The organism is Bacillus sp. EKM501B (assembly GCF_011800505.1).
GTDB classification, from domain to species: Bacteria; Bacillota; Bacilli; order Bacillales; family Bacillaceae_G; genus Bacillus_A; species Bacillus_A cereus.
Map to the genome: position 1 here is coordinate 106,270 of NZ_JAALFZ010000013.1, position 22,699 is coordinate 128,968.

Sequence of the window (22,699 nt, forward strand, 5' to 3'; positions counted from 1 at the left end):
TCATTTTCCACATGAGTTATTTGGCTTATTTTCAAGTATCGACGAGTCTAAACATAAATTTTTCATATCATTTAATCCAAAAGGTTTTTTAAAGAAAATAAAGTGAAACTTTAATAAGTGGGGTTTTGCTCCTCTCCCACTTATTCTATCATTTTCATTTTTGAAAAAGGATAATATACAAATTCCACCTTGCCAATTATGTTATCTTCTTCAATATATCCTAAGCCATTTCGACTATCTCTACTTACTTCGCGGTTATCTCCCATTACAAATAACTTATTTGGCGGAATTTTTGTCTTTTGAAAGTTATAAAACACTTGTGTGTTGTTAAATAAATCTTTGTTTGTATATGGTTCTTCTTGCTTTTTATCGTTCACATATACCTTTCCGTTCGTTATGTTAATTACATCACCAGGAAGCCCTATTACACGTTTCACATAATATTTCGATTCATCCGCTTCCTTTATAATGACAATTTCTCCGTGTTGTAAATTAGAAAGACGTACTACTGCTTTATTTACAAATACGTAGTCTTCTTCATATAAAGTCGGCTGCATCGATTCCCCTTCCACCTTACATAAAGTAAAAGAATGGTAGCCTATGACTATCACCAATATAAATAGTATGTACTTTCCCCAGCCTCTCTTAATCTCCTTTTTCATATCCATTCCCACCTTATAAAGCGCTTTTTAACTCAAAAAATATATCACTGCACAATATATTTCCATGCAGTGATACTATTTTTACTGTGCCTTGTTCGGTTGTTCTACTGGAATTGAATTTGCATTTGATCTATTTGTTTTTAACTCAAAATACGCATCCAAAATTTCTTTACCAATCGCAGAATTAATTCCTGATTTATCATCATTCACCCATGGTACAACAACTGAAAAAGCTACTTCCGGATCAGCATCATATGGTGCATAACCGACAAGAGTTAAATTATAACATTTTTTTCGGTTGTTGTTCTCATCTCTTCCAATATCACTTTCTCCACCATATACTGTCTCAGCTGTTCCTGTTTTTCCCGCTGGTTTATATGGTAGACCTTTAAACGTTCCGGTACCTGTTCCGTCAGCTTCTTGAAAAACTCTTCTAAATCCTTCTTTTACATGATTAATGTACGAAGTGTCCATATCCACTCTATTTAATACAACTGGTTCAATCGACCGAACGACTTTTCCTACATCCTCTGGTCTATTCGGTTGCTCTCTAACTTCTTGTACAATTTGTGGCTTCATTCGGTAACCGCCATTTGCAATGGTTGAAATATATTGTGCAAGCTGAAGCGGCGTATATGTATCATACTGTCCAATCGCGTAATCAAGTAAAAATCCGGGTATGTTATCAGTTCTACCTACTTGACCAATTGATTCATTTGGCAGGTCAATACCAGTCGACACACCTAGGCCAAATTGTCTAAAATAGTAGCGCATTTTATTAAATGTTTCTTGTTTAATATCTAATGGATTGTTTGGGACATAATTAATACCTGCCATTTTTAAAGCCGTATTAAACATATAAACGTTCGATGACACTTGCAAAGCTCTTAAATCATCAATATCCCCAAATTCTTTCCACGATTTCTTCGGCTTAGAACTTCCTTTAAAATACATTGGTGCATCAAAGAAATGTGTATACGGCTTAATCGCTTCTGTTTGATATCCAGTTAATAAAGTAGCACCTTTTACAGTTGACCCTAACTCATAAGAACTTGTCATCGTTCCTAATGCATAATCTTCTATTTGCATACCGCCATCTTTATTTACAATTTTCTTTCCTGCCATTGATAAAATTTGACCGTTTTTCGGATTCATCATTACTACGAACGCACGATCCATCATCGGCTCTGCAGCATGAAAGGCTCGTAAATTCTTTTCAAGGCTTCCCTCTACTCTTTTCTGTAAATCCATATCGACTGTTAACATCAAGTTATTTCCACTTTTTCCTTCAGTCACTTTTTCTGTTCGAACAATCTTCCCTGCTTTATCCATAATATTTTTAGACTGTTCTTTCGTTCCATGTAGTGCATCTTCGTATTGTTTTTCAATGTAACTTTTACCAATACGGTCGTTTCGATTATAATCACGAACTAAATAATAATCTAATTGTTCTCTTGGCAACCCTTCATTTTCATTAGAAACGCTACCTAGTATAGAGCGCAGTATTTTATCATTTGGGTATTCACGTTCCCAATCTACTGTCGTATCTACCCCCGGTAAACTTGCCAACCTTTCACTAACGACAGCATATTCATTTTTACTTACATCTTTTTTAACGATTTGCGGCGTCATTTTATATCCCGCATTCATTTTGCTTTTAATGGCTAGTACTTCTAGGTCTTCTTTTGAAAGTTCACTTAATTCTTCTTGTGTAATTCTTTCCCGGCGCAGTTCTTCTACTTTTTTATCTAACTCTTTTCCTTCTATTTCTTGCTTTCTAAATTTACTCTCATCTTCTTTCGTTACTTTCGCCGCTGCCCGCTTTTCATTTAACTGCATCCAAAAATCCTTTTTATCTGTTTCTGTTAACTTGTCTATGTCCTCTTGCGACATTTCAATTAGTTTGGCTAAATCTCTTGCTACTTGTAAAACTTCTTTCGAGTCTACTCCTCTCATTTTCGTATATGTAACGGTTCGCAATGGTTTATTATTTACAATAACGTGACCTTGCCGATCAAACATTTTCCCTCTAGGAACGGGAGTGCTTACCGTTACATCTTCCTTTTTATTTACTTCATTTCTATACGTTTCTCCATCAATGATTTGTACTTTACCTAATTGAATTATAATAGCTGAAAATAAAAGAAAGACAATAAAAAATAGTACATTTAACCGAAATGGAATATGAGTCTTTTTCTTTTTCGATAGTTTTTTCTGTTCCTTTTTCTGTCTCATTTCGCTCCCTCGCTTCATTCTATTAACATTTCTACGCAAAGTCATTATGTATCAAATTTATTTATATGATATATATAGAATTTTATATTAATTATAAAAGAAATAAAAGATTTAATTTTCAGTTTTCTATTTTTATATCCTATTTATTACCATTCCCTGAATGCAAAATAACATGAATATTATTCTAAAAGAAAAATGGGGCAAATTGATTTTTATACCATTAGTTTACATTTCTTTGTATACTAAAGAAATATATTCATAAAAGACATTACTTAAGGAGCGAACGAAAATGACAGATTCATTTACAATACATACTAATGCGTCCCATTGTTTAAACTTTATGATTTACATTCAAAATATGTATCTCAACCAAAAAGAGAAAAAAGGAAATTTACGTTTTCCTTACATAGCAAAAACATTACATTTCTCAAGTGACTTTGAAACAAATTTCAAAGAATTATGGCATTCACTTCGCAAACAAATTGCTAACAACCGATATGATTTACAAATTTTTCATGAAGAAAACCATATCTTCTATGAGAAGCTTTTTAACACCCAATTATGTAATGAAGACTCTTTTAAAGAATTAGTATGTAGTTTTCAAGTATGGTGGACTAGCATAGTAGGTCAACTTTCATTAGAACGTTCTGTAGATGAATATGGGCAACAACTTTTTAACGATTTAGTTTTATACTTAAAGCAAAACGAAATAGAACCTTTACAACAGCTACATATTAGCTTACTTTATGACGATTGTTTATTGGTTAAAGAAAACATTTCTTCCTATTCTGCTATTTTGCCGACTAAAACCTTTTTTATAAATTATAGAGATGTGGTTACTACATTATCGACCTGTTTTCATGTTGCTTAATACAGCGATTACCCAAATAAAAAACTGAGGTAGATACCTCAGTTTTTTCGTTAACTTATTTCATTGAAGATAACCCTTCAACAAACTCACCAATCTTATTTTGAAAAACAAAGTCAAAGTTATATTCTTGTCCTGTTAACTCTTCATTTACTAAAATAGTTGTTGCCCCTACTTCTCTCTTTGCGATTTCCGGGAATGAAGCGACAGGTTGTACTTTTAATGACGTTCCCATAACGAGAAGTACATCTGTTTCATATAAACGTTTCATCGCATTTTGATATTGAGGCAATGTATCTCCGTATAAAACAACGTCTGGATTTAAAATGAAATTACACTTCTCACAGCGCGGCACTTCATGATCAATCATATACTGTAAATCATATCCCGCTTTACACTTCGGACAATGTGCTGTTTGAAGTGTTCCATGTAAATCAATGACATGTTTACTGCCACCTAATTGATGTAAACCGTCAATATTTTGCGTTAAAATCGTAATATCTTTCCCTTGTTCTTCTAGCTCAGCTAAAAAACGATGTCCACGATTTGGTTTATATTGATGGAACGTATTAATTTGAAAGATTTCTTTATAATGCTTCCAAAATTCTTTCGGACTTCGGTTATAGTACCCTCTTGATAAATACATCTCCACATTCGCATCAGCATACAATCCATTTGCTGAACGGAAATCTGGGATACCACTTTCCGTACTTGCACCAGCGCCTGTTAATACTGTAATTTTCTTCGCTTTTTCTAAAATTAAACGTACTTCTTCAAATTGTTGCACAAAAATCACCTCTATGTATTTTCCTATTCTTATTATACCAGTTGTTTACAGGAGGTGTTGTACAATTCATTTTACTTAATGCGTTGCGCCCCCAATCTCTACAATATCTACTTCAACTGTCATCGTTACTTCAATTGCCAATTCTATTCCCTTACTAATAGTAGAAAGTGACATACTCGGTTGCCCTGGATAGTTACTCGCTTGTTCTGGTAAAAACGGAATATGAATGAATCCGCCTTTTATTTTCTTATCATGTTTCTCTAGTTCATGCATAAGTCCATAGAATAAGTGATTACAAACGAATGTGCCTGCCGTCTGTGAAACAGATGACGGTATGCCCTCTTCGCGAAGTTTTTTTACGATTGCTTTCATCGGAAGTGTAGACCAATACGCAATCGCTCCTTCTTCTACAACCGGTACATCTACTGGCTGATTACCTTCATTGTCAGCAATTCTTGCATCATCAATATTAATTGCGACACGTTCTATCGTAATATCTGGTCTGCCCCCAGCTTGTCCGATACATATAGTAATTTCCGGCGCTAGTTCTTCTATATACTCTTTTAATACGCTTATTGATTTATGAAATACAGTTGGTATTTGTTTGCTTATTATCTTGTATTCCCCAATTGTTTTTTCATGCAAACCTTTTGCTACTTCCCAAGCTGGATTGATATTTTCTCCGCCAAACGGATCAAACCCTGTTAATAATACTGTTTTCATAGTTTTATCCTCCTAATTAAAAACGATATACAAGGCCGTACATAATAAACATATTTATGATAAAAATTGAAAGAGCAATTGGTACTTGCGCTTTAATAACCGCATTTTTATCCTTTAGCTCTAAAAGCATCGCAGGTACGATATTAAAGTTTGCTGCCATTGGCGTAAGCAGTGTTCCGCAATATCCAGCAAACATACCGAGTGCTGCCATAATTGCTGGGTTTCCGCCGTGCATTTGAACTATTAAAGGTAAGCCAATTCCGCCAGTAATAACAGCAAACGCTGCGAATGCATTTCCCATTACGACTGTAAATAGCATCATGCCTAAACAGTACGCCATAACAGCAACGAACGGATACTCTGTCGGTAATACTTGACCGACTAAATCAGAAACGACTTGTCCAACGCCAGATTTCGCGAAAATACCGCCAAGTGCTGCTAACATTTGTGGTAAAATGACAGCCCAGCCGACAGCTTGTAATAGTCTGCTTCCTTCTTGAACAGGCGTTGTTATTTTTGATTTTGTAATACGCATCGCCGCGACGAATGCGAGTAATGCACCAAGCGCTAATGCAACTAATGTTACTTTATCTGGATCAACAAGAGAGACATTTCCCCATTTAATTTTCCCTAACGTCAACGTACCGATAATTGTAAAAATAGGAATTAATAGTGCAGGCATAAAAATTTTATTTTTTAATTTCTCAGCATGTTTTACACGTTCTTGTACTGGAACTTCTTTTTCCTCTGATTTTGTCACTTTATTTAGCGAGGCTAAAACGACCATAGCGAGCACGATACAGCCAACGTAAAACGAAGGAATTACATTTCCAAATAAAAATGTAACTGCAAACAATGCCCAAAATAAACTAGAACCGAATCTGTTTGGATGTTCACGATCGAATGCGATACGAACAGCGATAAAAGCAACAATTATCCCTAATACATAATAGATTGTATCCATTGTGATGATGTTCATATTAGATTGCCTCCTTCTCTTCTTTTCCTTCTGCCTTCATTGTTTTCTCTATATATTTATCAAACCTTCTAAATCTAATCCAGCTTACAATAAGTGCAGATATTGCTGTCGGAATGCCCCAAAGTGCCATATCCCATACACCGACATGCATACCTACTGAATCGAAGAATCCTTTCATTAATAAAATAGCACCAGTTGCGATGAAAATATCTTCTCCGAAAAACCAAGCTGTATTTTCCGCAGCAGCTGCGTTTGCTTTAATCTTTTCTCTTAATTTTTCAGGAAGTTTACCGTATTTACCTTGCGCAGCCCCTTCTGCCATCGGTGCAACGAGCGGCCTTACTGTTTGCGCATGCCCACCAATATTAAGCCCTAGTGCTGCTGATGATTCTCTTATCGTAAAATATGACATTAATACTCTTCCAGTTGTTGCTCCTTTTGATTTCGTTATAAGTGCTTCGGCTCTTTCTTTTAAACCGTAACGTTCTAAAATTCCGATTACCGGTAAAGTTAATATAATTGGCATAGACATATATCTATTTTCTATGAAAAATTTACCGAACATGCTGATCACATCATAAAAACTTAATCCTGAAACCATACCAGTAACAATACCTGCAACCATAACTACTAAAAGTGTATTTAATCTAAATAAAAAGCCCACTGCCACTAATAATATCCCGATTAATTTCACCAATTCCAACACTTCCCCTCATTTTTTATTTCGGTGCACATATAGAAATACCATTATGCCCGAATGTTCTGTATATTCTTTCTGCAAATTGCACTGCTTTTTCCCCATCACCGTGTAAACAAATCGTTTGCGCCTGAACTGCTACTTTCTCTCCATTGATCGAATTTACATGGCCTTCTTTCACCATTTGAAGTACTTGCTTTATCGCTTCGTCTTCATCTTTTATAAGCGCATTTTCTTCTGTACGGCTCGTTAATGTACCATCTTGCTTATACGTACGATCCGCAAAAGCCTCTTGTACGAGAGTTACATTGTATTTTTCTGCAGCCTGTATAAACGCCTCGCTATTTGCTAATCCGTAAAGTAATAGACTTGGATTTATATGATAAATTGCCTTTGCGATTGCATCTGCAATTTCCGGATTAGACGCCGCCATATTATATAAGGCACCGTGCGGCTTTACATGATGCATCTTCCCGCCAGCCACTTTTACAAACCCGTCTAATGCGCCGATTTGATATAAAACATAATCGTATACTTCACTTGCTGAAACATTCATGTTTCTTCTACCAAATCCAATTAAATCAGGAAATCCAGGATGCGCCCCTATTGCTACGTTATGCTCCAAAGCTTTTTCAACAGTTTGACGCATAATAGACGGATCACCCGCATGAAAACCGCAAGCAACGTTTATAGAGGAAACGAACGGAAGAATTTCATCATCATTCCCCATTTTATAAGCTCCAAAACTTTCTCCTAAATCACAGTTTAAATCGATTGTAGTCACAATGTATTCCTCCTAATTCCAGCTTCGTAAAGCGATGAATTTCTTTAATAGATTCATATTTACTTCCTGTTCTATGTACAATTGTTCCGCTTCTTCAAGCGTAATTTTCTCAAAAGAAACATAGTCCCCCGGCTTTAGCTGGGCAAGAAGAGGTAAATCTACTGAAATGATATTTCCCATTCTCGGATAGCCACCTGTCGTTTGCCTATCTGCCATTAATATAATCGGCTGTCCGCCATTAGGAACTTGAATGGTTCCAAATGTAACAGGACTCGATAAAATCTCTTTTTCTTCAATCCTATTTAAAACTTCTCCCTCAACCCTATAGCCCATACGGTCAGCATAATTAGATACCTTATACTCTTTCGTAAAAAATGCCTTTCTACTTTCTTCTGTAAATTGATCGTATTCAAAGTCAGCTATGACACGAAGCTTAGGATGTTTCTTATACTTTGGTAGTACGCTGTTGCTAATTACCCATTTCGTTTTTATTCGCTCATCTTTTTGTAAGTCTTGAATGAAACGATTCGCCATTTCTGAGTACGTACCAATTTGAAAACAATCTCCTTTTTTCATCATTCTTCCTTCTATACCACCAATCGCAGCACGTATGTACGTACTTTTGCTTCCCATTGTACCCTCAATATGTATACCACCCGCAAAAGTCACATACGCTCTACAACCACTTTTCACTTTTCCAAAACAAAGCATACTACCTTCTTCCGCTAAAATGGGACGCCATAATGGGATACGTTCTCCATTTAACAACGGTTCCATATCAACCCCACCAATTGCGAGTAAAGTCGTTTTCTTTATTAACAATTTAGGACCTAAAATCGTCATTTCTAATCCTGCTTCATTCTCTTCATTACCGACTAACATATTGATGAGCCTAAGCGCATTTTTATCCATAGCACCCCCAACAGGTACACCAAACTGTTGATAATAAGATCGCCCTAAATCTTGGACTGTTGTAAACATTCCTGCATGCAAAACTTCTACATCCATTCTTTAGCCCCCTCAAGCGATACGTACTCTTCCTTCGTTATCGGGATAAATCGTAAATACATACCACTTTGAATATATGTTGGTATTTCTTCTTTCGGATTAAATAGAGTAATAGGTGTTCGGCCGATAATATTCCATCCACCTGGTGTTTCAAGCGGATAAATACCTGTTTGATTTCCCCCAATACCTACTGAACCAGGAGAGATTTGTAATCGTGGTGTTTCTTTTCTAGGTGTTTCTAATTCTTTTGATAGTCCTCCTAAATACGGGAACCCTGGTGTAAAACCAAGCATATATACAAAATATGTAGTTTCACTATGTATTCGAATCATATCTTCTACTTGTAAACCGTGATAATGCGCGACCTCTTCTAAATCAGGTCCATATTCTCCCCCGTAGCACACTGGTATAGAAATATGTTTCACATCCTGTTTTACTTCTTCTTTATAAGAATCACACAGCTCCTTTATATACTGGCGAACGTAATCATATGACCTTTCACTTCTCTCATTTCTCTTCCATACTTCGTATACATTGTAGTAAACAGCTAATGAAGTAAACGACGGAACACACTCAATCATTCCTGCAAACGGATGTTGCTGCAGTGCTTTAAATAACCGCTGTACTTTCTCATATATACCCATCTTAATTTCTTCACCAAATGTAACAATAATTGCTTGATCCCCTAACGCAGAAAATTTCATCCTACTCCCTCTTTCTATGCCAAAAAGCCGAGTTCTTTCGAAATGCGATGCGCTGTTTCTTTCACCTTCGCAATAAAATATGAAATGTTACTTTCGCTGTACTCAATTGCTAATCCTGAAATACTAATGCCTGCTACAACCGTTCCATCGCTCGCGAAAATGGGTGCTGCTATCGCGGCTGTATGATTTTCTAACTCAGAATAACTAATTGTGTAGCCTTCCTTTTTTGCCATTTGCAACACTTCTAACAATTGTTCCTTATCCACGATTGTTCCATCTGCAAACTGTTTTAAATCCACTTCCTCTATGTATCTCCGTTTCTCTTCCTCAGAGAAATACGATAGTAAAATTCTTGGACATGCACCAGCATAAAGCGGTGCTCTTCTTCCAACCGCCGTATACACGCGTACCGGCTGAATACCCTCCATCTTTTCAACGTAAATTGCGTCATTATCATCTTGAATTATTAAATTAACTGCCTGTCCTAAACTATCTCTAAGTTCTTTCATATAAGGAATTGCTATATTTCTTACTGATAATCGTTGTGAAACAAGTTGACCGAACCGTAAAAATACGACCCCTAAACGATATTTCCCCTTTTCGTTTTTTTGTAAAAACGCCATCTCTTCTAACGAGCCAATTAAACGATAAACAGATGTTTTCGGCATATTTGTAAGCCGAACCATCTCAGTTAAACTTAGCTCTTCATGCTCATAAAACAACTCTAAAATATCCATTGTCTTAACTGCCGTTTTATTTATACTCATTCTATCTCCCTTTCGTTCCAAATTACGGAACTTAAATTCCATTTTTCGAAACAAACATATAATTTAAAATTATAAAATATTCTTTCAATTCAATCAATAGATTTTAAGCAAATAAAAAAGTATGGAAGAATATCTCTCCCATACTTCACCACACTTTATAACGCTCTTACTTGTTCCAACGGCCAGAAAACAGCTTGTCCTTTTCCGACAATTTCATCTTCTGAAATAAAGCCAAACATGCGACCATCCTTAGAAACTTCACGATTATCCCCTAAAACAAATACTTGGCCTTCTGGCACTTTCGTTTTCCCAGTGATTTGTTCTAACGTAAAGTCTGGAGTTAATACACGACCTACTGCTTTTTCTTTAAACTTTTTTAAATATGGTTCTTCCATCGCTTTTCCGTTTACATATAAAACATCATTTTTATACTCAACTGTATCGCCTGGCAAACCAATTACTCGTTTTACTAAATCGTATCCTTCTTTTCCGTGGAAGACGATAATATCAAAGCGATCTAATCCACTTATACTATAACCAATCTTATTCACGAGAACTCGTTCGTTATTTTTTAAAGTGGGCATCATTGATTCACCTTGCACTAAAGAAGGTGTAAATAAAACACCGCGAATAATAGCAATTAATACAAGGGTAAAACCTATCGTTTTAGCCCAAGAGAATAATTCTTTCTTCGTATTTTCCTTCATCGTTTCTCCTCTTTCTTAAGCACTTATTTTATTATTTCAACTAATTCTTGTACTAAATTAGGATCTATTTCAGAAAAACATGATTTTCCTTCTCTTACCGCTGTACCGACATGCGCCTGCGTGATTCCAGTTTCATCTAGCAATCGCTTTATATTTTCTTTCGTCACGCCAGCTCCAGCTACAAGCTGAATTTGACCATCGCTTACCTTTTGCATTTCTGTAAGCACCGGAATATTCTCTACTATATTTCCTTGTCCACCTGAAGTTAAAACGTGAGTCACTTTATGAAACTTCTTTAAAGTTCTCATCGCTTCTACTGGATTTTCTATATCATCTATCGCACGGTGGTACGTTACATTTATTCCATCTACAACAGATAGTAAGTCCGCTAATTTCTCTTCATCCACTTCATTTCGTTCATTTAATACGCCTAATACTACACCAGCTGCTCCTAACTTCTGTGCAACTATAATATCTTCTTTCATCATTTCAATTTCTTCTTCCGTATATGTAAAAGACTTCGCATGCGGACGAATCATAACATGAATTGGTATACTTACCGCTTCTACCGCTTTTTTTATAAAAGCATAACTCGGTGTTAAACCACCTTCTGTATAAGATGAAATTAATTCAATCCGCTTCCCGCCAGCGCTTTCAATTCGTTTTACATCTTCTAAACATGTTGCAATAACCTCTAGCATGAGATGACCTCTTTTCGTGCTTTTTTCTTATTATAACATTAGTAAAAATAAGAAGCCTAGCTTTCTCCTTTAAAACTTAAAAAAGAAGAATGAAAAGAAAGATTTTTTTATTGGCAACAATTATTGGTAACATCCTATTATTCATGTACACTCCTACCATAATGAAAAAACCCGTCATTTTGACGGACTTTTCTAATTTCAAGCTTTTCTTTCCTCAGTTTTCATATCAATGCCTAATTGATCTTCCAATAACTTTACACCTTTCTTTGTAAGATGGACAGCTCGGTTCTTATCCGTTTTTGTAATCCATTCCTGTTCAAAAAACAGTTTTGCTATTGCAGATCCTAACCAACCGGCAATATGGTAGCGTCGTTCACTCCAATCAAGGCAAGGTTTTGCAAATACCCTCCTTTTTGTATCTGCCTCATCAACATTTATTCCAAAATTCAGAAACCATTACTTACCTTGTTCCGTTACAATGTATTCTCCATCCTCTAAAATTATAAATTGCCTATCTAGTAATTTTTCAGTTATCTCTACACCGAGTTTGCCTGCAAGATGATCATAACAAGTTCGAGCATAACGAATTTGTTTTAGTTGGCTTGATTGTTTTAAAGAGCGAACTTGAACTGTTGGTGCAATTGTCCCTAACTTTTCAAGCACTTCTGCAACTTCTTGATTAGCAAGTCGATAGTAACGATGTCTACCATGTTGTTCAACTGTAAGTAAATTCCCTTCTACTAATTTAGAAAGATGCGAACTAATTGTTGGATGTGACACTTTTGCCATATAAGCCAATTCACTAGCAGGTAGTGCCTGATTATTCATTAGACAATCTAATATGATTGCTCTTGTAGGTTCAGCAATTAGTTTAGCTATATATGAGATATTCGGATATACATTCATATTTCGATGATACCCTAACTATTAAATTGATACAATTATTTTAAGTTTAATAGTAAAGGAGAATGTATTATGAATGCAATTGATCTTAGTATATTAAATTTGAAAGAAACGAGAAGGCGCTCAGAAAAATTATGGAATTCTCTTCCTAATAATTTTCTTAATTGGAAGTCTGATCCTGAGGCTATGTCTTTTGGTGAGGTGATTCGTCATGTATGGAGTTCAACTTTTTACTACCATATGATTATAAAAAACAACGGTTCAATAAACGACATACGTATCCCGTATGATGACGAGCCGATTACTTGTGTAAAAAAAGAAATTGAATTGGCACAATCATACTTTACTGACTTCATAGAATATGTTCAATCAATAAGCATAGCCGAGCTAGATTCAAGACTTATTGATAGAAGCGATGTTGGCTATCAACGATATTTAGGCGATATGCTATTACGAATTGCCTATCATGATGCGGTCCATGCAGGTCAATTTTTACAATATTTACGAACGGTAAACTTAGAAAGACCATTAATTTGGGATTAAATACGAAAAATGTTTATACAGCCTCCAAACTGGCATTACAATAAGAATTTTTCAACAAGAAACAATCACAAAACCATGATAATCATTTATATTAAAAACCTACATCTCAACTAAGTACTTCATACACATAAAAAGCACGGGTTTGATTACTAATCAAACCCGTGCTTTCAAAACAACTATAATATCCATAAACAATAAAATGTAAAATTTAAAAACTACGACCGAAACGCCGCATCCGCCAGCATAGACAATGTTGCATCATCCATCGGTGGATTATGCAGTCCTGCTCTGACGTTTAAATAGTAACGATGGAGCGGATTTTTTTCTGATAAACTTTTTGCTCCTACGATGCGCATCGATTTATCCACTATAGATATCGCCGCATTTGTTACAGCATATTTCACGGCTACTAATTCTGCTTGCAGTGATAGTTTATCTTCTGCCTCATCGTACTTTTTCGCAATTTGATATAAAAAGACGCGAGCTTGCATAAGCTCGAGTTCTAATTCTCCAACTAATCTTCTAACATTCGGCAATAAACTAATAGAATGGTTTAAACTGTTTGGCTTGTATGATTCCGCAAATTGAACTGCATAATTTCTTGCTGATTGTGCAATTCCTAAATAACATGCTGGTATATGTAGCACCCAGCCAACACCCTTTTGTTTTACTTTCCCGCCTTTTATATCTGTAAAAAAGCGACTTTCTATCTCTACATTTTGTAAGACAAGGTCGTGGCTAGCAGTCCCTCGCATTGCAACGCTATCCCACGTTTCTTCAATAGATACACCGAGTGTATTTCTTGGAATAACAAACTCACCAACTTCTTCTTGGCCTTCCATACTTGCTGAAATAATAAAATAATCAAGTACTGGTGCCATCGTTGTAAAAGTTTTCCTTCCATTTATAACCCACTTCTCGCCTTGTTGAACCGCTATTGTTTCTGGTTTGCCACCACGCGTCGGACTCCCTGTTTTCGGTTCTGTTGCTGCCCTGTTAAAGAGCGCACCATTACGTACTTCTTCGCAAAACCATTTGAACATCTCATCATTCCAAGAGCGATTTTCCGCTAGCTCTTTCACAATGCCAAGATGCCAGCCAATCGATAATGCAGTAGCTCCGCAGCCTTCCGCGATTTTCTCTTGAAATAAAACAAAGTCATATAAAGAAATCGCACTACCACCAAATTCCTTCGGTAACGTTAATTTCGTATATCCGATATCTTTCAAATCATTTATATTTTCATACGGAAATGATCCTAATTCACTTAGCTGATGCTCCCTTTCCATGAACTTCGGAATCAATTTATTTATTTGTGCAATAATGAAAGATTGTTCTTCTGTTTCAACAAATGAGAGTGCCATACTATAATCTCCTTTATGTTCGATTCATCAACCGCTCACTTTTTCATTATGATTATATGAAGCTACCTCTCTATTGTTTCACTATTCCGATAAAAATACAATGTTTTTGACTAATAAGAAAAGTTCCTATTTAAGGATAGGTTCTTTTCTTATGTTAATCTCCCTTCAATGCCTTTAATGGCAAAGAGGTTACATATCCAATATACGAGAATAATTCTTTAAAGAAGAATGGAATTTCTGTGTCTAACGTTTTATATGCTGATGTCGGCGTTGGTGAAGCATACGCTTCAATATTAATATGTTTTGCAATTCTCATTGCGCGTTTCATATGAAGTGGATCACTTACAATCGTGTATGTGCGTATTCCGTTCTCTATTCCAACTTGCTTCGCATTTTTTAAATTTTCTTCAGTGAAAAGGGATTTAGTTTCAATTAAAATATCTTCCTCTTTTACACCTTGTTTCATTGCATATACTCTTGCAGTACGTGCTTCCTCAAGTTCTGCCTCGAACTTTGTACCACCTGTAAAAATAATCTTTTTAATATTTCCGTTCTTATATAAAGAAATCGCATGATTAATTCTTTCTTTAAATACAGGAGATGGTTTTCCGTTCCACGAAGCTGCTCCTAGTACGATACCAGCATCCGTTTTCACGTCATCATTTGCTTTAAAACGATAACTCCAAATATCGTAAGCTGCATAACTTACATATAAAATAGCAGAACAAATCATTAGTAAAAATACTTGAAAGATTCGTCTTTTCTTACTCTTCTTATTTTCTTTCATTTGTAATTGCCTCCGTACATCATCCATACTTCTATAAAAAACATTTATATCAAATCGTTTTGTTTGAGTTTATTTAAAAGAAGGAACTTTACTTGTTATTTATGTATAAAAGGGTTTTCATTTAAAATTGAGGATTATCAATTCATTTTCATTTGCGGTTTTCATTACATTTTTTAAATTCATAAGTTTATTACCATACAACTACATTGTAACGAATTTTTTCTCAGAAGGGAACGATGAAACAAAAGGAATTAAAATAAAGTAGCATTTTGTAAGAAAAAAGGTATATTTTTCATGTCTCACGAACAATATACCTTTCAAAACACGAATTATAACTTTTCTTTATATAACTCTAATTTTTCTAACAATTGTTCTTTTACGCCTGGCCATTCACTCGAGATAATACTGTACACCACCGCATCTCTCACATAACCATTCGGTAATTTTCTTTCATTTCTAAGCACACCTTCTTTTACTGCGCCTAATCTTTCAATTGCTCGTTGTGCTTTTTCATTTCTTGCATCCGTCTTAATTTGCACTCTCAGCATATGCAGTTTTTCAAAAGCATACTGGAGAAGCATATACTTACACTCTGTATTTATACTCGTACGTTGTACACTCGGATGATACCACGTTTGCCCTAACTCAACTGTCTTATCTTCTACTGAAATATTATATAAACGTGTACTTCCTACAATCTTATTCGACTGTTGATCTACGGTTACGAAAGGTATTTGATTACCTCTTCCGTAGCCCTTTATCGCTTTTTGAACGTATTGTTGCATATCTTGCACACTATCCATTTTAGAGATTAAATACGCCCAAATATCCCGATTTCCTTCTACAATCGAAAACAAAGTTTCGACATCAGTATTATCCATTAACCGCAACTTTGCTCTTTCGTGAATAATTTCCATTTTTAAGCCCCCTTTGCTGTTACTATATCATAAGAATCAAAAACGTATTATAAGAATAAAAAAATATAACGAAAAGAATTCTTTTCAAATATATTCTTCTCGTATAAGGTAGGAAGACCCATCAGTAACCCTTAAAAAAATAATTTTTTGATAATTTCCAATAAATTCTATATAATGATAAACGGGAGGGGATAAAAAATGCTAGATCAAATTACTTGGGGAACGCCAGGCAGCTTATTATGCTTAGGGTTCTTTTTTGCGGGACTAGGAATCTTCTTAAGAAGCGTTACGTCGTATACGAAAAATAAATAAGAATATCCCGCTTTTAAACAAAAAAAGCCCTCTTTTTACAGACGGCTTCTTTTGTTTAACTTTATCTTATTAAAACTTCAAAGCAATAAATAAGCAATCGGCGTAATAATAAGTAACGTTAAAATCGTTCTCTGCACATATAAAATAATAAGTTCAGATACTTTTAATGGAATATCTGTTGATAATATACAAGGAATGGAAGCGGAGAAAAACAAAATAGATGATACGGAAACAACTGCAATAACAAACTTTGTCACAATTGGTGCACTTACTACTAATAATGACGGTAAAAACATTTCTGCAATGCCAACTGATGCGGCTTTAGCGGCTAAGTCTGCTTCTGGTAATTGTAATAGCCATGTAAACGGATAGAAAATATAACTGATCCAATCAAATATTGGCGTAAACTTCGCTAAGACGATACCAATTAATCCTACTGACATAATGGATGGTAAAATTCCCATCGTCATAATAAATCCGTCTTTTAAATTTAATGCAATATTTTTCATAATGCTCGGTGCAGACTTTGATACTTCTAACGCATCTTCCCAAGCACGTTCTAACATTTTTTCTTTATAAACAGGCTCTGGGAACCCTTCTTCTGTTACATATGTATCTGGTTTTCTACTGAGGGGCGGGATTCTTACGGTGATAGCAGTCACGATGAATGTTACAACAAGCGTAGTCCAAAAATAAACATTCCATAAATGCATAATATCTAATGTTTTTGCGATGATGATCATAAATGTAGCGGATACTGTAGAAAATCCTGTAGCGATAATCGCCGCTTCTTTTGTCGTATACTTTCCTTCTTTATACACGCGATTCGTAATAAGGAGAGCAAGCGAATAACTTCCAACGAAGGACGCAACTGCGTCGATTGCCGATCTCCCCGGCGTATTCCATAATGGCCTCATAATCGGACGACAAAATGTACCGATAAATTCAAGCAATCCATATCCGACTAATAACGCTAAAAACGCCGAGCCAATTGGAACGAGCAAACTTACTGATATGACTAGCTTCTCATATAAAAACGGTCCAACATCTGGCGCAAAGAACCAAGCTGGTCCTACTTTTAAACAATATAATATGCCAAATACAACGCCAACTACTTTTAAAATAGAAAAACAAATGTCTACGATAGATGCATTCCATTTCTTCGTATAAAATGGATAAATCGCACCAATTGCCATAACAAATAATGCATAATAAGGTACTATGCCAGGAACCGAAGCCCTAATCCACGATACGATATGATCAATCATAATAGACGATGCACCGTTTATCGTAACAGGAACGAAAAACATAAACACTCCAACGAGACTAGCAAGTATAAACCGAAGAATAATTCCCTTCTCTTGCCCTGTCTTAATTACATTACTCTTTAATTCAATTTCACTCAAAATTCGACACCTCCTATTATCTAAATATTCTGTATAATTATGTTATATTCCTTCTTTCCATTTCTACTATTTCATCATATAAAAAAAGCCTATTTTAAAATAGGCTTTTTCTACTACCTCTCATAATCATCCACAATCACTTGAATGATACGATACGATTCTTCTGCTACTTTTTCATTACTATCCCTATTCGCATCATATGTAATTAACGCCTTCCAAAGTGCCCATCCTCTCGCTCTATTCCACGTTTCTTCATCCATGCGTAATACTTCATTAAATACATTTCTACTATTTTCATCAAAAAACGTCCACGCCATCGCCGCATCACAAGCAGGATCTCCTACACCTAAAATACCAAAATCAATTACAGCACAAAGTTTTCCCTCTTTAACGAGTAAATTCCCCGGTGCTACATCTCCATGAATCCAAACTGGCTTACGGTCCCATGTTGAACTAAGTGCTACATTCCAAAGGTGCTTTAATAATGCCTCGTCAAAAACATCCTTATTATTTTCAATAGCAACTCTCGCCTCTTCATCATATACAGATATAAGTCCGCCTCGGTAAAAATTATGTGTTCCAGCTAAAGGTCCGTTACTCGCATTGATAGATTGCAATTCTACTAAAAAAGATCCTAAGTCCGCCGCAAATTCATTTAAATCCCGAACGTTTTGTTTCGTAACTGTTTCTCCCTCTATCCACTTATTAATAGACCAAGGCAATGGATACGCTTCAGACGGATTTCCTTTCGCAAGTGGGGTAGAAATCGGTAAAGAAAGCCCCTTACTTAATATAGGAAGCCAACTACTTTCTTTCTCTACTTGCGGTGCATATGCCGCATCACTTGGCAATCTTACACTCATCTCATACCCTAAGTGAAACGTCCTATTATCATGCCCACTAAACTTTACAGGTTTCACTTCTAAATGGGCCCATTCGGGAAACTGTTCCTGTATTAACTTTTCAACTAAACTTACGTTAATTGGATGCATTCACATTCTCCTTTTCTTTTGAAACTTACTAAGCCCATCCGTACTTCCAACATATTCAAAACCATTTTTCTTATAAAAATCATTTAACGTACGATTATGCCCCACGCAATCTAACTTCAAATACTCTTTGTCATGTTGCACATTCTCTTCTATCCACTGTAAAATCCATTCTCCAATTCCGTTCCCCTTATATTTTCGTTTCACCGCAAATCTATGAATATATAATGAATTAGAAACTTACTCTTTACCAAAAATATGTTCATCCCATTCATTTTGTTTAGGAGAAACTGTAACCGTACCAACTATTTCATCTTCTTTCAGAACAACATATGTATATTTCTCTCTTATACATTCTAGTATTTCAGCCGTAGCTTCCTCTCCTAAAAGATACTGCCACTGATCCACTTCTTTATATTGTAGCCATTGTGCTACCTCTTTTAATAAAAGGATAATACTATCACTTTCATTTTCAGTAGCAATTCGAATTGCATATTCTTTACGTATATTGCTCTCCATATTGCCTTTCCCCTTTCAAATTGCTACCATACTGACAAACGAGTCCTTCCATCATTTTCATCTGTAATATATTCTACATAAAATCCTTGATTCACTGCGTTTTCATACATCATTTCAATCTCTTCTTGGTTTTTCGCATAAATTTGTATATACTCACCATCCGCTACTAATACGACTACTTCACACTTACTCTCCTTAAATTCTTCAAATGTTGCAATTTCTCCTAGTACCTCTCCTTTTGGACATGCTTTTAGATCTAAAAATAAAAGATAATATATGTTATCTTTTATTAGCTTTTTTAATTCTGATCCTTCCATGATCTCGTTATCTTCTGAAAATAATTCTGGACCTAATTCATTCCCTATTATTATATAAGCTTCCTCCCTTCCCATGACTTGCCAATCAAATACAGTAATATCAATTGGCTTTAATACTTTCCAAAGTAAATTATCATATCCATCTAGAATATCTACTGTAATCCCTCTTTTCATATGCTTGCTCCTAACTTATTCATTTTCGTTTCATACATTATATATCAAATGTAATTACTATATTTTGTCGATACATATGTACATCATAAAAAACCGCTCCACTACTAGCGAAACGGTTTCCTTTTGCTTACATTTAAATATTTCATTCAATTGTTGCACTGCGTTTTAAAATAATTTTTAATATATGCACCACATTAGCCGTTCATTCTTAATGCTCACTTCGACTTTACAAAATAATATAAAAACCATACTGCATGATTTTGTTCATCCGCAGCTATTCTCCGTAACAACTCTTTCAAATGTGCATCTGATGTCTCATCTGAAATTTCCAAATAAAAATCTACTGTTTTTTGTTCATCTTGTATAGCGAACTCTAATCCTTGTAAATACGTATTTGGGCAGTCTTCAGTAATTTGTGGTTTCGGCTGCCTACCAGTTAAGTTCGTATAAATTTGTACAAAGTTGTGGAAATGCTTTATTTCATCATTACGAATTTCAAGAATTTGTTTTTGTTCTACTTGATTTGGAGCCATATTCGCTAATTTTGCATAGCAGCTTATGGCGCTATACTCTCCATTTATAGCTTTTTCAATATCACTAATCAACTTATCATTTTGCCTATAACAATCATAATAATTTGAATTATACATCGTATCCCCCCATACTTTCGCTTACCATTTTATGCATTTAGAAATAGTAGGAGCCTGTGTATTTAACGGGACGGCTTTAGAATGAAAGAAAAGTTTGAGAAAAGGGTCTATTTTGCAAAGGAATTGCTTATGCATAAAATAATACTATTGTATACTGTTGCTATAAACTCTCGCGGGAGTTAGGAAAATAAATTCGCGAATCAACGATTGGTTCAACATGATGCGGTGCGAAGCTATTATGAGTTAAGTGACATAATTAGGAGGTTCCACTATGCCATCTTTATTTAAAACTATGGAGTTCCAGCTAAAAACCGAACGACTTGACCTGAGTATGTGGGAGGAATCCGATTCAGTTTGGATGAGGAATTTAATTGGCGAACGTGGTGTGGACATGCCGACCCTCGACTCCGTTCGTAACCGGCTTATTGAGATGCGTAAGAAGGCAGATGAAAATGGCATTTCCCTTCTCACTATTCGAAGAAGAGACGAAGGCGATTTCATCGGATACTGCGGCTTGATTATCGGTCGTTCCACACTTGAAGAGCCGGAGATTGCATACGAGTTGTTCCGCAGCGCTCATGGTAAAGGTTATGCGACTGAGGCGGCATCTGTTGTACTGGACGCGGCGATTGCTACTGGGCGCCAAAGACTTTGGTCGACTGTAGGTGCTTGGAATATCGCTTCCCTCCGGGTACTAGAAAAGATAGGATTTAAGCGTCATCACAGTACGTGGGATGACGAACGTGGTGAGATTGTCTGGAATGTACGTGACCTTTAGAAATCCCGACTTAATTCTAAACATAACACTTTTCAACAATTAGGTGTTTACATTGAGGAAAAGCCAGAAAAATTAACAAACTTTATTATCAGCAAATATTCATTCTTCAGCTTATAGATTTCATCAAAAAAAGCCGTTTCACTAATTAGTGAAACGGCTTTTTTTTAAGCGTTCAATTCTGTTTTATACCCTTTTACTGCACTACGTTTGAATGCAGTTGCTAATATAGTAACCATACTTACTATACCAATCCAAACGAGTACAGTAACAGGTGTATTCCAGCTTAATCCTTTTCCGAAGAAGAAGATTTCTCTTAAGCCTTCAATCATAAATTTCATTGGTAACCATGAGTAAACCCAGTCTTGATAAAACGGAGACAACATCTCAGGTGCTAACGATAGTAACGGCGCCCCGAAGAATAGTAATAAAGCGAATAAACCGATTCCTTTTAGCCCAACCAATGAAAGTACCGCAGATATCATTAAGAAGAAACTAAAAGAAGTAATGGATAAGAATAGAGCTGTATCCGTGAAGTTCGAAATATTTAACCCTACCATCCCATCCGCAATCCATGTAAGACCAAATCCAATTACAAGTGTCGCAATAGCTCCTGTTACGATTTGGTTTACTTTTAACAGAAAGTTTTCTTTTCTTGAGCTTACTGGCATTTTACTAATCGCAATAAAAATAATCGCTGCACTAGCTAAACTTGCAATCCATAACGGCTGGAACAATGATATTGGTGAGTTACCGTTCGCACTATTTTTGCCGACCTCATTCATATTTTTCACGTTCTTTACAATAGGTGTTACTAATTTCGCAGCTTGATCTGTTGTTAATGTACCTCCTTTTTCCTTATATCCTTCTAATACTTGCGCGCGAACAGTATTGTTCATATTATCAACAATCGCCTGTAATATTTGTCCTGCCATAGTTGATGCAGCCGTATTCATTCCTTGATTAATATATATTTCTATCTCAGGTGAAGATGGCTGTGGTGTTCGTAACGACGCTTGTTTTGCGCTAAATTCTTTCGGGATGACTAATGCCGCGTAATACTCTTTATTGTTTAATCCCTTTTGAACGGCTTCTTTATTTTTTACTTCTACCCACTTCACTGCGGGTTCTTCCTCTGATTTCGCTGTTTTTTTCATGTATCAACGATCGTTTGCCCCATATTCATTTTCGGTTGATTTGGAATTTCTACACCTTGATCCTCATTTACAATTGCAATTGGCAAGTTTTTCGGCTTTGGTTGAACAGTTGGAAATAACGTTAATGAAAAAATAAAAACAACAAGTAGTGCAATAACTGGTGATAACAATAAAAGTTTATTTTTAAACATTTTCTTTTCTCCTCCCTTAATTTGATCTATAATAACCAACAACGTGTTGTTTATTTATATTTTGAATTATATG

22 protein-coding genes and 4 pseudogenes are annotated in these 22,699 nt (G+C 35.6%); 4 read left to right on the plus strand and 22 right to left on the minus strand.

The annotated features are described in order from the left end of the window. Positions 1–37 precede the first annotated feature (37 nt). A pseudogene (locus tag HFD78_RS21275) lies at positions 38–106 on the plus strand (cephalosporin hydroxylase); the annotation flags it as partial. Between the two features lie 34 nt (positions 107–140). Here the strand turns inward: HFD78_RS21275 and lepB (HFD78_RS21280) are convergent. Together lepB (HFD78_RS21280) and HFD78_RS21285 are read right to left on the minus strand one after the other, a co-directional pair. Continuing rightward, positions 141–662: a signal peptidase I gene (gene lepB / locus HFD78_RS21280; RefSeq protein ID WP_033667999.1), complete on the minus strand. Its 522-nt coding sequence runs from the start codon at positions 660–662 to the stop codon at positions 141–143. An 81-nt stretch (positions 663–743) separates the two neighbouring features. After that, complete coding sequence (locus tag HFD78_RS21285; RefSeq protein ID WP_001249179.1) at positions 744–2,897, minus strand: peptidoglycan D,D-transpeptidase FtsI family protein; 2,154 nt, start codon at positions 2,895–2,897, stop codon at positions 744–746. 289 nt (positions 2,898–3,186) lie between these two features. Between HFD78_RS21285 and HFD78_RS21290 the strand changes: the two genes are divergently transcribed. Next, on the plus strand, positions 3,187–3,768 hold the full coding sequence (locus tag HFD78_RS21290; RefSeq protein WP_000132284.1) for a hypothetical protein: 582 nt from the start codon (positions 3,187–3,189) through the stop codon (positions 3,766–3,768). A gap of 55 nt (positions 3,769–3,823) precedes the next feature. Here HFD78_RS21290 and HFD78_RS21295 read toward each other — a convergent pair whose 3' ends face one another. From HFD78_RS21295 to HFD78_RS21345, 11 genes and pseudogenes are all read right to left on the minus strand, one after another. Further along, positions 3,824–4,552, minus strand: coding sequence for an NAD-dependent protein deacylase (locus HFD78_RS21295; RefSeq protein ID WP_001183779.1), 729 nt, complete (start codon positions 4,550–4,552; stop codon positions 3,824–3,826). Between the two features lie 75 nt (positions 4,553–4,627). Beyond that, positions 4,628–5,275, minus strand: a complete 648-nt coding sequence (gene pcp, locus HFD78_RS21300) for a pyroglutamyl-peptidase I (RefSeq protein WP_000859706.1) — start codon at positions 5,273–5,275, stop codon at positions 4,628–4,630. Between the two features lie 16 nt (positions 5,276–5,291). Then, entirely contained in the window at positions 5,292–6,254 is a 963-nt protein-coding gene (locus tag HFD78_RS21305; protein WP_001021658.1) for a DUF979 domain-containing protein, read from the minus strand. A gap of 1 nt (position 6,255) precedes the next feature. Next, complete coding sequence (locus HFD78_RS21310) at positions 6,256–6,951, minus strand: DUF969 domain-containing protein (protein WP_000239809.1); 696 nt, start codon at positions 6,949–6,951, stop codon at positions 6,256–6,258. Between the two features lie 22 nt (positions 6,952–6,973). Next, positions 6,974–7,735, minus strand: coding sequence for a 5-oxoprolinase subunit PxpA (gene pxpA, locus HFD78_RS21315; RefSeq protein ID WP_000207311.1), 762 nt, complete (start codon positions 7,733–7,735; stop codon positions 6,974–6,976). Between the two features lie 12 nt (positions 7,736–7,747). Beyond that, positions 7,748–8,743 carry a 5-oxoprolinase subunit C family protein gene (locus tag HFD78_RS21320; RefSeq protein WP_000382255.1) on the minus strand — a complete coding sequence of 332 codons (996 nt, stop codon included), beginning with the start codon at positions 8,741–8,743 and terminating at the stop codon, positions 7,748–7,750. Further along, on the minus strand, positions 8,734–9,447 hold the full coding sequence (gene pxpB, locus HFD78_RS21325; protein ID WP_000672275.1) for a 5-oxoprolinase subunit PxpB: 714 nt from the start codon (positions 9,445–9,447) through the stop codon (positions 8,734–8,736). The genes HFD78_RS21320 and pxpB overlap by 10 nt, the downstream gene beginning before the upstream one ends. A 14-nt stretch (positions 9,448–9,461) precedes the next feature. Next, on the minus strand, positions 9,462–10,214 hold the full coding sequence (locus tag HFD78_RS21330; RefSeq protein ID WP_000026389.1) for an IclR family transcriptional regulator: 753 nt from the start codon (positions 10,212–10,214) through the stop codon (positions 9,462–9,464). 155 nt (positions 10,215–10,369) lie between these two features. Beyond that, complete coding sequence (gene lepB / locus HFD78_RS21335) at positions 10,370–10,921, minus strand: signal peptidase I (protein ID WP_000662498.1); 552 nt, start codon at positions 10,919–10,921, stop codon at positions 10,370–10,372. A 23-nt stretch (positions 10,922–10,944) separates the two neighbouring features. Continuing rightward, on the minus strand, positions 10,945–11,622 hold the full coding sequence (locus tag HFD78_RS21340; protein ID WP_000895111.1) for a copper homeostasis protein CutC: 678 nt from the start codon (positions 11,620–11,622) through the stop codon (positions 10,945–10,947). A 198-nt stretch (positions 11,623–11,820) separates the two neighbouring features. Continuing rightward, positions 11,821–12,528 (minus strand): annotated as a pseudogene (locus tag HFD78_RS21345) (ArsR/SmtB family transcription factor). Positions 12,529–12,597: 69 nt separating this feature from the next. Between HFD78_RS21345 and HFD78_RS21350 the strand changes: the two are divergent. Beyond that, positions 12,598–13,068 (plus strand): DinB family protein, encoded by a 471-nt coding sequence (locus tag HFD78_RS21350; RefSeq protein ID WP_000991286.1) that lies wholly within the window; start codon positions 12,598–12,600, stop codon positions 13,066–13,068. A gap of 215 nt (positions 13,069–13,283) precedes the next feature. Here the strand turns inward: HFD78_RS21350 and HFD78_RS21355 are convergent, their stop codons facing one another. The 8 genes and pseudogenes from HFD78_RS21355 to HFD78_RS21390 all read right to left on the minus strand — a co-directional run bounded on the left by HFD78_RS21355 (position 13,284) and on the right by HFD78_RS21390 (position 20,503). Beyond that, a complete protein-coding gene (locus HFD78_RS21355; protein ID WP_001218344.1) occupies positions 13,284–14,432 on the minus strand; it encodes an acyl-CoA dehydrogenase family protein in 1,149 nt (382 codons plus the stop codon). Between the two features lie 154 nt (positions 14,433–14,586). After that, complete coding sequence (locus HFD78_RS21360) at positions 14,587–15,219, minus strand: YdcF family protein (RefSeq protein ID WP_000662216.1); 633 nt, start codon at positions 15,217–15,219, stop codon at positions 14,587–14,589. A gap of 329 nt (positions 15,220–15,548) precedes the next feature. Beyond that, positions 15,549–16,136, minus strand: a complete 588-nt coding sequence (locus tag HFD78_RS21365; RefSeq protein ID WP_000402584.1) for a GNAT family N-acetyltransferase — start codon at positions 16,134–16,136, stop codon at positions 15,549–15,551. A gap of 389 nt (positions 16,137–16,525) precedes the next feature. Continuing rightward, positions 16,526–17,854: a YjiH family protein gene (locus tag HFD78_RS21370; RefSeq protein WP_001289412.1), complete on the minus strand. Its 1,329-nt coding sequence runs from the start codon at positions 17,852–17,854 to the stop codon at positions 16,526–16,528. Between the two features lie 113 nt (positions 17,855–17,967). Further along, complete coding sequence (locus HFD78_RS21375; protein ID WP_000553373.1) at positions 17,968–18,846, minus strand: aminoglycoside phosphotransferase family protein; 879 nt, start codon at positions 18,844–18,846, stop codon at positions 17,968–17,970. Beyond that, positions 18,847–19,362, minus strand: a pseudogene (locus HFD78_RS21380) (GNAT family N-acetyltransferase). Positions 19,363–19,385: 23 nt separating this feature from the next. Then, positions 19,386–19,853 (minus strand): DUF2691 family protein, encoded by a 468-nt coding sequence (locus HFD78_RS21385; RefSeq protein WP_000820197.1) that lies wholly within the window; start codon positions 19,851–19,853, stop codon positions 19,386–19,388. A gap of 215 nt (positions 19,854–20,068) precedes the next feature. Beyond that, positions 20,069–20,503 (minus strand): ferritin-like domain-containing protein, encoded by a 435-nt coding sequence (locus HFD78_RS21390; protein ID WP_000282816.1) that lies wholly within the window; start codon positions 20,501–20,503, stop codon positions 20,069–20,071. Between the two features lie 271 nt (positions 20,504–20,774). Between HFD78_RS21390 and HFD78_RS21395 the strand changes: the two genes are divergently transcribed. Further along, the gene (locus HFD78_RS21395; protein ID WP_001139533.1) at positions 20,775–21,281 is read left to right on the plus strand and encodes a GNAT family N-acetyltransferase; all 507 of its coding nucleotides are present in this window, start codon (positions 20,775–20,777) and stop codon (positions 21,279–21,281) included. Between the two features lie 164 nt (positions 21,282–21,445). On the opposite strand, the pseudogene HFD78_RS21400 reads toward HFD78_RS21395, so the two are convergent. Beyond that, a pseudogene (locus tag HFD78_RS21400) lies at positions 21,446–22,626 on the minus strand (YhgE/Pip domain-containing protein). Positions 22,627–22,699 lie beyond the last annotated feature (73 nt).

Bases quoted from the DNA above. Each gene is read 5' to 3' on its own strand.
- lepB (WP_033667999.1), bottom strand. From the start codon at position 662: ATGAAAAAGGAGATTAAGAGAGGCTGGGGAAAGTACATACTATTTATA.
- HFD78_RS21285 (WP_001249179.1), bottom strand. From the start codon at position 2,897: ATGAGACAGAAAAAGGAACAGAAAAAACTATCGAAAAAGAAAAAGACT.
- HFD78_RS21290 (WP_000132284.1), top strand. From the start codon at position 3,187: ATGACAGATTCATTTACAATACATACTAATGCGTCCCATTGTTTAAAC.
- pcp (WP_000859706.1), bottom strand. From the start codon at position 5,275: ATGAAAACAGTATTATTAACAGGGTTTGATCCGTTTGGCGGAGAAAAT.
- HFD78_RS21305 (WP_001021658.1), bottom strand. From the start codon at position 6,254: ATGAACATCATCACAATGGATACAATCTATTATGTATTAGGGATAATT.
- HFD78_RS21320 (WP_000382255.1), bottom strand. From the start codon at position 8,743: ATGGATGTAGAAGTTTTGCATGCAGGAATGTTTACAACAGTCCAAGAT.
- pxpB (WP_000672275.1), bottom strand. From the start codon at position 9,447: ATGAAATTTTCTGCGTTAGGGGATCAAGCAATTATTGTTACATTTGGT.
- HFD78_RS21330 (WP_000026389.1), bottom strand. From the start codon at position 10,214: ATGAGTATAAATAAAACGGCAGTTAAGACAATGGATATTTTAGAGTTG.
- lepB (WP_000662498.1), bottom strand. From the start codon at position 10,921: ATGAAGGAAAATACGAAGAAAGAATTATTCTCTTGGGCTAAAACGATA.
- HFD78_RS21340 (WP_000895111.1), bottom strand. From the start codon at position 11,622: ATGCTAGAGGTTATTGCAACATGTTTAGAAGATGTAAAACGAATTGAA.
- HFD78_RS21350 (WP_000991286.1), top strand. From the start codon at position 12,598: ATGAATGCAATTGATCTTAGTATATTAAATTTGAAAGAAACGAGAAGG.
- HFD78_RS21355 (WP_001218344.1), bottom strand. From the start codon at position 14,432: ATGGCACTCTCATTTGTTGAAACAGAAGAACAATCTTTCATTATTGCA.
- HFD78_RS21360 (WP_000662216.1), bottom strand. From the start codon at position 15,219: ATGAAAGAAAATAAGAAGAGTAAGAAAAGACGAATCTTTCAAGTATTT.
- HFD78_RS21365 (WP_000402584.1), bottom strand. From the start codon at position 16,136: ATGGAAATTATTCACGAAAGAGCAAAGTTGCGGTTAATGGATAATACT.
- HFD78_RS21375 (WP_000553373.1), bottom strand. From the start codon at position 18,846: ATGCATCCAATTAACGTAAGTTTAGTTGAAAAGTTAATACAGGAACAG.
- HFD78_RS21385 (WP_000820197.1), bottom strand. From the start codon at position 19,853: ATGAAAAGAGGGATTACAGTAGATATTCTAGATGGATATGATAATTTA.
- HFD78_RS21390 (WP_000282816.1), bottom strand. From the start codon at position 20,503: ATGTATAATTCAAATTATTATGATTGTTATAGGCAAAATGATAAGTTG.
- HFD78_RS21395 (WP_001139533.1), top strand. From the start codon at position 20,775: ATGCCATCTTTATTTAAAACTATGGAGTTCCAGCTAAAAACCGAACGA.